The organism is Methanospirillum sp. (assembly GCF_035406105.1).
Lineage (GTDB): Archaea > Halobacteriota > Methanomicrobia > Methanomicrobiales > Methanospirillaceae > Methanospirillum.
Window position 1 is genome coordinate 1 of sequence record NZ_DAONKG010000058.1, and the last position, 11791, is coordinate 11791.

Consider the following 11791-nt stretch of genomic DNA (forward strand, 5'->3'; position numbering starts at 1 on the left):
GCTCTTGTTAAACTCATGTGGGTGCTCGGAAACAGCAGCAGCCTTGCACAGGCCAGGAGTCTCATGAAGACGAACCTTGCTGGTGAAATCATGAGGAGGTCACCAGTATGAGCGATGATTATGCGGCACTTGGTCTTGTTGCAGGAATCGAGATCCATCAGCAGCTGAATACAAAAGAGAAACTCTTCTGCCGGTGTCCAACCACGATCAGGGAGGCCAAAGAGTCAAACGGAGAGTTTTTCAGGTATCTTCGGGCGACAAAAAGCGAGATGGGTGAACTTGACCGGGCAGCTGAAGAAGAGATGATGCAGGTCAGGCAGTTTCGGTACCTGACCTATGATACAACTTGTCTTGTTGAGAATGATGAAGAGCCTCCTGCACCACTCAATGAAGAGGCACTTGATATTGTCCTTACCATTGCCAAGATCTGCGGGATGACTCCGGTTCCTGAAATCCATACCATGAGAAAACTGGTTATTGATGGATCGAACACCAGTGGTTTTCAGCGGACTGCACTTGTTGCCATGAATGGAACACTCCCCGGAGGTGCTCACATCGAGACCCTCTGTCTTGAGGAAGAGGCGGCGCAGCGGATCGAAGATACAATCTTCTCACTCGACCGACTTGGCATCCCCCTGATTGAGATAACAACAGGTCCCTGCATGCATACCCCGGAGGCGGTTTATGAGACAGCAGCACAGATCGGAATGATCCTTCGGTCAACTGGGAAGGTAAAACGCGGGCTGGGGACCATCCGGCAGGATATCAACATCTCCATTCGTGACGGGGCACGTGTTGAGATCAAAGGTGTACAGGAACTTGATCTGATTGTTGAGGTGGTCAGGCGTGAAGTCCAGAGGCAGGTTGCCCTCCTGAAGATCAAAGAGGAACTCATTGCCCGTGGCGCATCAATCGAGAAGACGCCGGTCGATGTTACTTCCCTCTTTACGGAATCAAAAAGCAGGGTCCTCAAATCTGCTCCGATGATCCTGGGAATCAGGCTGAATAAATTTTCCGGGCTTGTCGGCCGGGAAATTCAGCCAGGCAGACGCCTTGGAAGCGAGATGTCAGACTATGCAAAAAAATGCGGAGTAGGTGGACTTTTCCATACTGATGAACTTCCTGCATATGGTGTTACGGAAGAGGAGGTACTGAGGCTGAAAAAGGCCCTTGATGCATCACCGGATGATTGCGTCATCATTGTTGCAGACAAACCACAGCGATGTCAGTGCGCTATGCAGCAGATCATCAGGCGGGCGGAGATGGCTTTCCTCGGGGTGCCAAAAGAGACAAGAAAGATGCTGGAAGGTGGCTCTACCGCCTATATGAGACCTCTTCCTGGTGCTGCCCGAATGTATCCGGAGACGGATGTATTTCCGGTCAGGGTCACCCTTGAACGATTTGCAGCTCTGGAAATCCCGGAGATGATAGATGATACCATCGTGCGTTATATGCAGGATTATGGCCTTACCCGTGAGGTTGCCAGGCAGATGGCATACTCTGAACGGCGAAGTGCCTTTGAAGAAGCTATCGCAGCAGGAGTAAAACCAGCACTTGCAGAACGGGCATTTAACTCAACACTCCGGGAACTGAGCAGGGAGGGTGCTTTGGTTCACCGTATCGATGATGAGGATATCAAAACAGTTCTGATACGTATCAATGCAGGAGAAGTTGCAAAAGAGGCACTGGCCCCGGTCCTGACTGCACTGGCAGAGGGAAAAACTCCGGATGAGGCATGTGAGATCGCAGCGCCAAAGGTGTCAAAAGAGGAGCTTACCGCAATCATAGAACGGATTGTTACTGAACGGGCAGAATTTATTAAAGAGCGCGGGAACGCAGCAACCGGTCCGATTATGGGCGTTGTGATGAAAGAAGTCCGGGGATCGGTTGACGGAAAGATCGTAAACCAGATTCTCCGCGAGACCATCTCCCAGGTACTCAAAAATGCCTGAATGATGAGCTGATATGAGACAATCTTTAATTGATGATAACGGGCAATAGTACAGGCATTCGCGAGGTGCAATTATGGGCAAGACAGGAACCACGGAATGGATGCAGATAAAAGGAAGCAAAGGTCAGATACGCCTTGTTCCAAAGAAAGAAGCAGCAACAAAGAAACCGGGTCCAAACCAGCGGTTTAAAGCACAGACGACCATTAAAAGAATGGAGCGTGCTGCAGGACGGGGTGGAAGAGGCCGCGGCAGCGAGATGCGTGGCGCAGGCAGAGGTGGAGCAAGTCTGCGGGGTGCACGTGGTGCAGGCAGGGGATCCGGCCAGACAATGGCACTTCGCACCATGGCAGCCCGGAGAAGAATGGGACGCCCGAAAGTATCAACACTCGGCCCGAAACAGCGCTCGAAATAATCAAATAGCCTTTCATTCTTTTTTCGGCCATGAATCATCCATCGATGCATATGCTCTGCATGTCGTCCTGGATGTCATGGGTTTTCATAGGGCAATGTACCAAATTGTCTTTTAAAAACCCGGATTCTGAATGGCAGCCACACAGAACAGAGAGACAGTAATTATAATCCGTATGGCCAGTACGTACTATGGACAAGAAAGGTGCTGTTTCCGCCTATCAGTATGGTGAACGGGCAAAATCAGAACTCATCATCGCATCACAACTGATTACCGTGCTATCAGGTCTGAAGGATGCAGAACGCACCGGTGGGAAAAAGATCGTTCTTCAGTGCCTTGAATCTATACGAATTGAACTGCAGTTTGCACTCAGGGCAACAAATAATTCTGAATTTCAAAAGTCAGTTGATAATCTGAATCAGGCCATCAGTCTTGTTGAAAGTAACGATTTTGATCAATCAGTAAAGAGTATCGGATCTGCAATTACTCATGCGACGACAGTCGCAATGGAAGCATGGCAGGAATTGGAAAAACATGAATTTATCTGATCTGAACCGCTTTCTTGCAGGACGAACATCAGTCAGATCATATCTCCCCGAACCGGTTCCAGAACAGGTCATCGAAGAAATTCTATCGATAACCCGTTCCGCACCATCTGCCGGGAACCTTGAATCATGGGATGTTATTGTCGTTACCGATGAAGGGACACGTGAATTATTGTCTGATGCGGCGTTTCAACAGGAACATGTACTTTCTGCTCCGGTTGTGTTTGTTGTCTGTGCCAATTATGTCAGATCCATGTCACGATATAGTGAGCGGGGAATTCTCTATGCCTTGCAGGATGCGACCATTGCGGGAACCTATATCATGATGGCAGTCCATGCTGCAGGAATGGGGTCCTGCTGGACCGGAGCATTCGATGATGAGGCGGTCCGTGAGATCCTGGATATTCCCGGACATATACGACCTGTAACGCTGCTTACTGCCGGATATACCCGTGAAATCATACCCTCCCCTCCCCGGATGAACACCGGAGAGCATATTCATTACGGATACTGGTAACTGTTACGAAAAAGGAAAAATAATGCCTGATTATCTTGTAATATTGGAATCTGCCTGGATTATCCGTGATGCTGATTCAGTTGATGACGCAATCAGCATTGCGATTAGTGAAGCAGGTAAAAGACTCAACCCGACCGCGAAATTTGTGGAGGTTGAAGCAGGAATTCTTTCATGCCCGTATTGTGAGGAAGAACTGCCATCCACACTGATTGTTGCCAGAACAGCCCTTGTTGGCGTTAAAATGGAGATGAAAGTCTATAAGGCTGATTCAGAAGAACATGCACGAAGAATCGCACTTTCAACAATAGGAAAAGCCCTTCGTGACATTCCTCTTGAGATCATTGAGGTTGAAGAATTGTGATATCTGTTGTTGGTCATACTGCAGTCGATCACATTTGCAGGGTATCCCACCTTCCAGGGCCGAATGCATCAGCATCAATCCTTGATCGCACTATTGCATTTGGCGGGGGTGCAGCAAATATTGCTGTTGGAATTGCTCTCCTTGGCGGGCAGGTTTCCCTTATCAGTGCTGTCGGCGGGGATTTTGCAGGAAGTGCCTATGATTTGAGAATGAAGGATCTTGGGATTGATCAACAGTTTTTTGTTGCACCTGAGAAGCATACCGCTACCGCATTTATGTTTACCGCACCGGAAGGTGACCAGATGACCTACTTTGAGTGGGGGGCCTCCTGCCTCTTTGAGACCGAAAAAGCCCCATCCCTCCCTTTTGTCCATATGGCAACCGCAGATCCGGGTTTTAATGTTCAGGTTGCACAGCAGTCCGGATTTGCGTCATTTGATCCCGGACAGGATCTCCACCGGTACGCAAAGCACCATCTCATCACGATTCTGGATGCAATTGATCTGCTCATCGCTAATCACCATGAATATGCTGGCATGTGTACGACCCTTGGTATCTCCCGGGAAGAGCTGATATCACGTGTCCCGATGGCAATTGAGACCAGAGGTGGAAAAGGGGCTTTTCTCTATGAAAAGGAAAGGGAACATGAAATCCCCGCATTACCTGTTCCCTGTGTTGATCCCACCGGAGCGGGTGATGCCTTCAGGGCAGGGTTTCTTACAGCATATGCCAAAGGATACTCCTCCGAACACGCCTGCCTGATCGGAGCGGTCACAGCATCATTTGTCGTGGAGACATGCGGATGTCAGACCGGCCTGCCTGACTGGAATACCATGGTCATGCGGTACGAGAAAGAGTTTGGCTCATTTCCTTCCCATGGCCCTGCACGTGCGTAACTACTGGTAAGCAGGAATGGAAACCGTACCCACAAGTGCAGTCAGAATGGAGAAGATGTCAAAGTACATCTTCACCGCTCCAAGGTGGCCTGCCTCACTTGGAATCCTGATTATTCTTGGACTTCTCCTGGAAATCCTCTCGCGAAGACTTGATCCGGCATACGAATGGTTTGGTATTCTGGGTTTTATCGTTCCTGGATTGGTTGCATTTTTATTCACCCGGCCTCTGATCGTGCTCCTTAAACGCCAGATGACTTGGAACAGAGCAGCTCTTCTGGCGGTTTCATGTACCCTCTTTTCATTCCTGATAACCCTTATCGGATTGATAGTCCTTCAGGATCTTCTGGATCTGTGTTATGCAATATCACTTGGCTTTATCTTTGGACTTCGACTCCTCGTCCTGGTTTCAATTGCTGATTACCGGACATCACGGATGATCATTCCGGCATCCATTCAGAGTCTTGCCGGATGGCTGTGCGTCCTTTTTATTCTTCCGGATCCCTTTCCGGTTCTAACCCCTGTCCTGATGCTCTTCTTTGGGACCGGATTTGCCATCCTGATATGGCTGATTGACCGGCCTTTATACCGGGCATTTCACATTCGCGGCCTGAAATTTCTGAATGCGTTTATTGCCCATCTGACTGACGGGGACAAAGGGATGGAGGACTTTTTCAGGGACATCGGGCAGGAGGCCTGGATACCCCAGGTCAGTATCTTCTTTCAGCGAGAGGGGAAAAAGGACCTCATTCTGACCATTCCGAATGTGCATCCCGGACCGATGGGAGAGATAGGAGGTGGGAATCTGCCCTCAATCCTCAGGAGCAGGTTTGATGAAGAGATGATGGTTGCTCATGGATGTGCGACTCATGATTACAATCTGGTATCTGAAGGGGAGATCGACAAGATTGTTCATGCCATCAATGAGACGCGGACATCAATACAATGGCATTCCAGTGCGGGCAGACCAGGACGGATATCAGTTGGTACAGTCTCACTTTTGTATCAGCGAATCGGTGATACCCTCCTGATGGTCAGCACCCGGTCACCAGACAAGACAGAAGACATTGATTTTGGTATCGGGCATGCCATCATCTGCGAAGGACACAGGATTACTCCTCATATCGGATTTATCGATGCCCACAACTGTCTTGGTGACGAGATTGATGTCATCCTTCCGGGAACCAGGACTGCTCATGAGTACTTCACCGCTGCTTCAAAAGCCATGAACAGGTGGGAGAAAGAACCGCTTTTCCCCCTGAAAATTGGATATGCTCATCTTCCTCTCCCCTATACACGGGAGGAGGGGATCGGAGATATCGGTCTGCAGGTATTAGTTACTGATACGCAGGGTGTGACTGCTGCGTATATTCTCATTGACGGCAACAATATGGCGCAGGGAGTGCGGGAATATATCAGGGATGAAGTCCGGGCCCTGGTCGATGAAGCTGAGGTGATGACCACCGATACGCATGTCGTAAATACCATCAGTGGTAAAAACCCGGTCGGTCTTCGGATATCTCCTGATGATCTGGTTCTTCATGTCCTTGACGGAGTTGAACAGGCGCTCAAAGACCGCTCGGAGGCAAAAGCTGCCGGCAGCTCAGCAACCTGCAATGGTGTCATTATATTTGGCTCTGATTCCATCGCCCAGCTGGCAAGTATTGTCAATACCATTCTTGTGTACGTGGTTCCCATAAGTGCCGGCATGCTGCTTTTGGCAGTTGTCTTATCCGTTATTGCATACATGGTTATAACCTGATACACCGGAGATATGAGCATACCTACACGGAAACAAAATGAAAACGCGATGTCCAGGAGGAGAAGATGTCATATCATACCCCGTATGAAATCATTGTAAAAGGTGCTGAATCCGGAAAATACCGGATGTCACTTCCAGGATGGAATATTCTGCTCAGGGGGGGGATGGCCGGGGCATATATCGCCATGGGTGCTTCATTGATGATCATCGTTTCAACCGGTGCTGCACTTGCCCTTGGGGCCGGTATTGGACAGCTTATATCAGGACTGGTGTTTCCTCTCGGACTGATTCTTATCGTTCTGACTGGTGCAGAACTCTTTACCGGAGACGCAATGTTCGCACCATTTGCTGCATTTTCCGGTCATAGTGGACTGTTTTCGGTATTCAGGTTATGGGTTCTCTCTTATGCAGGAAATATTACCGGAGCCTTCTTTTTTGCTGCTCTGGTAACATTCGGGGTGCTCCTCCAGCCAGGGCCTGAGGGGATGACGGCCAGTGCATCAGCCATTTCCATGGTAACATATGCATCAGAGCGATGCAGCTATCCGGGTTTTCTGGGGATCTGGAGCTGTTTCATAAAAGCAGTTGCCGCCGGATGGCTCCTGAACCTGGCCGTCCTCCTTGGTATCTGTGCTGATGACGCATTCGGAAAAATTGTCGGATTGTGGTTCCCGGCAATGGCTCTTGCATCAACAGGTCTTGAGCACGCAATAACAAATGCAGCACTTGTTCCCGCAGGTCTTTTCTGTGCTCCTCACCTGACATTTCTGCAAATCGCACAGGTTGGACCCCTTGCAGGAAATCTCGGCTGGAGTACATTTATTATGAATAATCTCATCCCTGCAACCATAGGAAACCTGGCAGGTAGTCTTTTATTCACCGGGATTCTCCTCTGGATCGCCTTTAAAAAAGAAATTTCCACCTGATTTAAGCGGCTGATTCCCAGAGGAAATCCAAATACTCCTCAAAATAATGGATATGACAACTAACCGGAAATGGTATGCCAACCGTTGATATCACAGCATCTCCCCGGTCAAGCGTCTGTATCTCCGTGTCCAAAACCCTGAGATCATGTTTTGCTGAGGATGCAATGATCTCACGATCATGTCGATCTGCAAGACCCATGACAAAGAGTGTGTTCATCTGGGCAAGTACCCGTTGATCAATATTCTTCGGCTGCTGGGTAATGACACCCAGGCCAACACCAAATTTCCTACCCTCCATAGCGATCTCACGAAAAATGCCGGTTTTTTCAGATCGTTGAGAAAGAACACGCTGTGCTTCTTCAATAGAAATAAGGACTGTGCCACGTGCGGCACCAGAACCCAGTTCAATGAACCGTCGCTGCCGATCCCGAAATATCGCCCGTGAGATCGCTGAGAGGATAAAAAGCTCGGCAGCATCACTCATTCCAGGAATATCAATAAGGACGACTTTTTTTTCATCAAGGGCTGTCATGATATCAGGCAGTGATGATGCAGAAGGGTCAACAAACAATGACGTCAGATCAAGAAGTGTTCGTATTTGTCGCTGTACAAGACGCAACGCATCCGGTGGTGCACTTCTTACCCGCTGTGCAATATCCTGATGATTTCCAATATATGCTGTTGTTCGCAGATGTGATGGAAGTGATTCGACATCCTCGTTAATGAAAAAGTCGATGACCTCATGTGTTGAAAAGGGCATCAGAAGGTTCACGACCTCATACTGTGCGGGGGTCAGATCAAAGACCAGTCCAAGGTCGGCAATCGAGAGATCCTTATGACCAATACGGAGCGGTTTCATCCTATATCCTAGGGCAGTCTCTTCACTGCGGATGGTAAAGACGGAAAGACCTTCCAAAGCCCGGGGGTGGTGAACAAGACCCCTCGAATCAGGGTCACCGGGCTGACCGGTTGCATATTCCCCGTGGGGATCGGTGAGAAGGATCCCTGCTTTTCGCGTGCTGATCGCCGACGCACAAAAAACCTTCATCAGATTGCTCTTCCCCATACCGGTCGTAGCGAATACGCCAAGATGCTGATTGAGTACAGATGAGGGGATGCCGACTGGAAGATCTTCGACCTTTTTATTTCCGCTCATCATGAATCCGACCTCAAGTTCTCCCATAAACCTGCGAAGAAGAGCATGCTCTTCGGCATCCAAGGGGCGGACCGGCGAGCGGAGCGGAGGGATGGTTCGTGGTTTTCGAAAGACACCATCCAGGCTGATACACCCGATGGGAAGACCGGTCACGAGCAGCCCACTTGTATCCAGGTCATGTTTCATGCCCGTTATCCGTGCAAAATACCTGGTTTTTGTTCGTTCATCGGTGATGACTGCAAGTTCCCCGACAGCAATCATCCCGTCAGGAGGAATTATCCAGGTATAGGTGAGCACATCAGTTCCGGTCAGATGATGAAACCTTCCATCCATAGCTTGATTATATTTCTCAGAGATGATAAGAGTAGATCAGATCCCGAAACGAAGCATAGATACTTGTGACTGTGAAGCAGTACCAGATATCATGCAGAAAATCCATATCCGCATTACCGGTCTTATGGTTCTCGCTCTTGTGATCTCAACGTTAATTGTCGGGGCATATGCTACACTCATTCCCTGTGGAACCACCATGTATGATCCGGCAACGCAGACCTGTTGTCAGGGTCAGGTGTTTGATGATACAACAAAAGTTGTTCCGTGCGGGGATGGCTGTTATGACCCAAGCAAACAGTCCTGTTGCAGGGGACAGATATATGATGGTCTGATGTGGGGGGAATGCAAAGGCGTCTGTTTTAACCGTGAAAAGCAAGTCTGTTGTGAAGGATATCCGGTGAACGGAAGCCGGTGTCTCTCCACCTGTCATGGAGTCCAGTATAATCCGGATACACAGTCATGCTGCAATGGGCAGGTGCTTGATGGCCGGTACTGGGGTACGTGTGGTGACCAGTGCTATGACAAAATGACCCAGTCATGCTGTAATAATAAGACGCTTGACGGCCCAAACTGGAAAGAATGTGGCAATGCCTGTTATGATTCTGAAAAGCAGTTCTGTTCTCAGGGGAAAGTTTATGACGGGAAAGGGGTTCAGTTCTGTGGGGGATCCACCTTTGATCCAGCAGTCCAGTCATGCTGCAAAGGAAAGATATACGATGGGTTCGGATACCAGCCATGTGGAGACACCTGTTATAATCCGAAGAAACAGTCCTGCTGCCAGGAACAGGTGTTTGAAGGAACAGGTTTTGAGCCATGCGGTGATACCTGTTATAATCCAAAAACACAGTCATGCTGTCAGAAACAGGTGTTTGAAGGGACCGGTTTTCAGAAATGTGGAGATACCTGCTATAACCCAAAAACGCAGACCTGTTGCCGGGGAAAAGTCCTTGATGGAAAGCAGGACTGCAAATATTAATTTTTTTGATTTTTCATAGCCTTTTTTGATACCCCTGAGCACAATTTTATCGTGCTCCTTATTGCATGCAGGCACTAACCATACTGCAGATACTTATGTCAAAACGGTCAGTCGATGCAGTATTTCAGGGGTTGTTCCTGCTTACAGATATCAGAGGCATGCTTCGCGAAACTGTTCCCCATCACCGGTTAACAGCCGAACAAAAAAAGGAGGCCGAAAAGATCCTTGCAAAGCTGGAGAAACAGATTGCAATCCTGAAAGAGGAGTTACTTGCATGAACTGTGGTGACGGCATCGATACCAGGCAGATTGACGAATTGTTTATCAACCTTGATCCCATTCAGGCAGGTGGCCGGTTGACGACTGATGCCATGAAGGCAGTCCTTGCATATGGTGACGGATATTCAGTCTGTGATCACTGTACCAAACCATTCAGGCTGGACCATATCTCTAAGCCGCCCCTTGCAGAGTTTCACAGGGATCTGGCATCATTTCTGCATATGGATGTTGCACGGCTGGTCCCGGGTGCACGAAGAGGATTTCAGGCCGTTGCATCTGCCCTCGTAAAACCGGATGATCCGGTCCTTCTTACCGCATACTCACACTACACAGAATTTTTATCGGTAGAGCAGTCACGGGGAATTGCATTTGAGATTCCTGCAAATGAATCCCATATCATCACTGCTGATGCTGCTGCAGACCGTATTGAGGAAGTAATCAGGACGACGGGAAAGAAACCTGCCCTCATGTTTGTTGAACAGGTGGATTACCAGTATGGAAACCTCCATCCGGTAGCAGACCTTATCAGGGTAGCTCACCAGTATGATGTTCCGGTTCTCTGTAATGGTGCTTATACCATCGGGATCATGGATGTAAACGGAAAAGAACTTGGAGCAGACTTTCTCGTAGGTTCGGGTCACAAAAGCATGGCAGCCCCAGCTCCCTCCGGCGTTCTTGCAACAACGAATGAATGGGCAGATACGGTGTTTCGAACAACCGGAATTCAGGGAGACCTCACCGGGCGGACATTCGGAGTAAAGGAGGTCGAGATGATGGGATGTACATTAATGGGAGTCACATCAGTCGGGATGATGGCGTCATTTCCCCATGTAAAACGGCGGGTAAAAGAGTTTGATACGCAACTCCAATACGTAAACCGAATCGTCGATGCCTTACTGAGTATTATTGGAACGAAGGTTCTGAGTGAATATCCCAGAAAACATACCCTGACCAGGATGAATACAACGGACTCTTTTGATACTGTCGCAAAAACTCATAAGAAGAAAGGATTTTTCCTGACCAGTGCTCTTCGCGACCGGGGAATAACTGGAATTCTGGCAGGATCGACACGCGTATGGAAGTTTAACAGTTATGGTATTACGAAAGAACAGGCTGATTATGTGGCTGAATCATTTCTTGAGATAGCACAGACTGAAGGACTGCCCTGTTCTTCATAACCCTGATACGGTCTGAAAAACCCCATTTTTTATCACTGTTCTGGTGGAAGATTTGAAAATCTCCTCCATGATGAATCGTATCGATGAGTGCTCCATACAGGCATGAATCTGGCCGGCATCAGACCGGGTAACCGGACGGGGTGGGAGCGCCCGGCATGAGGTATCGCCCGGTTCTGATGTAAACGATCCAATCCTCCTGGCCAGGTCGATAATCTCCTCCTTATCATACCCAATAAGTGGGCGATAGACCGGCATTGCTATACCGGAAGAGATGGAGGCAAGGTTGTGCAGGGTCTGTGTTGCAACCTGCCCAAGATTATCACCGGTCACAATACCAAAACACCCTGATTTTTCGGCATAGCGTGATGCCAGTTCCAGCATGGCGCGTTTACAGATAACGCACCTGAGTTTTGGTTCTGAGATCTCCATCAGGGCCTGATAAAAGGGTTCTGCAGAAATCGTAATAAGAGTCATCTCCAGACCAGGTATCCAGTGTGATAATGCT

The 11791-nt window shown here is 48.8% G+C and carries 13 protein-coding genes; 11 read left to right on the plus strand and 2 right to left on the minus strand.

Annotated elements, in window-relative coordinates; translation table 11 throughout:
• The first annotated feature begins 107 nt into the window (after positions 1–107).
• The 8 genes from gatE (at position 108) to PLA23_RS05085 (ending at position 7365) form a co-directional block, all read left to right on the plus strand.
• A complete protein-coding gene (gene gatE, locus PLA23_RS05050; protein WP_324474272.1) occupies positions 108–1952 on the plus strand; it encodes a Glu-tRNA(Gln) amidotransferase subunit GatE in 1845 nt (614 codons plus the stop codon).
• 73 nt (positions 1953–2025) lie between these two features.
• Positions 2026–2364 carry a DUF5350 domain-containing protein gene (locus PLA23_RS05055; protein WP_324328633.1) on the plus strand — a complete coding sequence of 113 codons (339 nt, stop codon included), beginning with the start codon at positions 2026–2028 and terminating at the stop codon, positions 2362–2364.
• A 188-nt stretch (positions 2365–2552) separates the two neighbouring features.
• Positions 2553–2909 (plus strand): hypothetical protein, encoded by a 357-nt coding sequence (locus PLA23_RS05060; protein ID WP_324328635.1) that lies wholly within the window; start codon positions 2553–2555, stop codon positions 2907–2909.
• Complete coding sequence (locus PLA23_RS05065; RefSeq protein WP_324328637.1) at positions 2896–3423, plus strand: nitroreductase family protein; 528 nt, start codon at positions 2896–2898, stop codon at positions 3421–3423. Before PLA23_RS05060 ends, PLA23_RS05065 begins: the two co-directional genes overlap by 14 nt.
• Before the next feature lie 22 nt (positions 3424–3445).
• The gene (locus PLA23_RS05070; RefSeq protein ID WP_324328638.1) at positions 3446–3784 is read left to right on the plus strand and encodes a DUF555 domain-containing protein; all 339 of its coding nucleotides are present in this window, start codon (positions 3446–3448) and stop codon (positions 3782–3784) included.
• Positions 3781–4680 carry a carbohydrate kinase family protein gene (locus PLA23_RS05075; RefSeq protein WP_324328640.1) on the plus strand — a complete coding sequence of 300 codons (900 nt, stop codon included), beginning with the start codon at positions 3781–3783 and terminating at the stop codon, positions 4678–4680. Before PLA23_RS05070 ends, PLA23_RS05075 begins: the two co-directional genes overlap by 4 nt.
• 16 nt (positions 4681–4696) lie before the next feature.
• Positions 4697–6439, plus strand: a complete 1743-nt coding sequence (locus PLA23_RS05080) for a DUF2070 family protein (protein ID WP_324474274.1) — start codon at positions 4697–4699, stop codon at positions 6437–6439.
• Positions 6440–6504: 65 nt separating this feature from the next.
• A complete protein-coding gene (locus tag PLA23_RS05085) occupies positions 6505–7365 on the plus strand; it encodes a formate/nitrite transporter family protein (RefSeq protein ID WP_324328644.1) in 861 nt (286 codons plus the stop codon).
• A gap of 1 nt (position 7366) precedes the next feature.
• On the opposite strand, the gene PLA23_RS05090 is transcribed toward PLA23_RS05085, so the two are convergent.
• A complete protein-coding gene (locus tag PLA23_RS05090; RefSeq protein WP_324328646.1) occupies positions 7367–8854 on the minus strand; it encodes an ATP-binding protein in 1488 nt (495 codons plus the stop codon).
• Between the two features lie 91 nt (positions 8855–8945).
• Here PLA23_RS05090 and PLA23_RS05095 point away from each other — a divergent pair, with 91 nt between their 5' ends.
• From PLA23_RS05095 to pscS, 3 genes are all read left to right on the plus strand, one after another.
• Positions 8946–9830: a hypothetical protein gene (locus tag PLA23_RS05095; RefSeq protein ID WP_324328648.1), complete on the plus strand. Its 885-nt coding sequence runs from the start codon at positions 8946–8948 to the stop codon at positions 9828–9830.
• 95 nt (positions 9831–9925) lie between these two features.
• A complete protein-coding gene (locus tag PLA23_RS05100; protein WP_324474276.1) occupies positions 9926–10108 on the plus strand; it encodes a hypothetical protein in 183 nt (60 codons plus the stop codon).
• Entirely contained in the window at positions 10105–11286 is a 1182-nt protein-coding gene (gene pscS, locus PLA23_RS05105; protein ID WP_324328651.1) for an O-phospho-L-seryl-tRNA:Cys-tRNA synthase, read from the plus strand. Before PLA23_RS05100 ends, pscS begins: the two co-directional genes overlap by 4 nt.
• On the opposite strand, the gene PLA23_RS05110 is transcribed toward pscS, so the two are convergent.
• Positions 11281–11791: tRNA sulfurtransferase (locus PLA23_RS05110; RefSeq protein WP_502883595.1), on the minus strand; the 511-nt coding region annotated here is incomplete at its 5' end. The two genes, pscS and PLA23_RS05110, sit on opposite strands and share 6 nt — an antisense overlap.

What these genes read in the sequence shown, in the direction of transcription:
- PLA23_RS05085 (WP_324328644.1), top strand. Translation starts at nt 6,505, where the DNA reads ATGTCATATCATACCCCGTATGAAATCATTGTAAAAGGTGCTGAATCC.
- PLA23_RS05065 (WP_324328637.1), top strand. Translation starts at nt 2,896, where the DNA reads ATGAATTTATCTGATCTGAACCGCTTTCTTGCAGGACGAACATCAGTC.
- PLA23_RS05095 (WP_324328648.1), top strand. Translation starts at nt 8,946, where the DNA reads ATGCAGAAAATCCATATCCGCATTACCGGTCTTATGGTTCTCGCTCTT.
- PLA23_RS05055 (WP_324328633.1), top strand. Translation starts at nt 2,026, where the DNA reads ATGGGCAAGACAGGAACCACGGAATGGATGCAGATAAAAGGAAGCAAA.
- PLA23_RS05090 (WP_324328646.1), bottom strand. Translation starts at nt 8,854, where the DNA reads ATGGATGGAAGGTTTCATCATCTGACCGGAACTGATGTGCTCACCTAT.
- PLA23_RS05100 (WP_324474276.1), top strand. Translation starts at nt 9,926, where the DNA reads ATGTCAAAACGGTCAGTCGATGCAGTATTTCAGGGGTTGTTCCTGCTT.
- gatE (WP_324474272.1), top strand. Translation starts at nt 108, where the DNA reads ATGAGCGATGATTATGCGGCACTTGGTCTTGTTGCAGGAATCGAGATC.
- PLA23_RS05080 (WP_324474274.1), top strand. Translation starts at nt 4,697, where the DNA reads ATGGAAACCGTACCCACAAGTGCAGTCAGAATGGAGAAGATGTCAAAG.
- pscS (WP_324328651.1), top strand. Translation starts at nt 10,105, where the DNA reads ATGAACTGTGGTGACGGCATCGATACCAGGCAGATTGACGAATTGTTT.
- PLA23_RS05060 (WP_324328635.1), top strand. Translation starts at nt 2,553, where the DNA reads ATGGACAAGAAAGGTGCTGTTTCCGCCTATCAGTATGGTGAACGGGCA.
- PLA23_RS05070 (WP_324328638.1), top strand. Translation starts at nt 3,446, where the DNA reads ATGCCTGATTATCTTGTAATATTGGAATCTGCCTGGATTATCCGTGAT.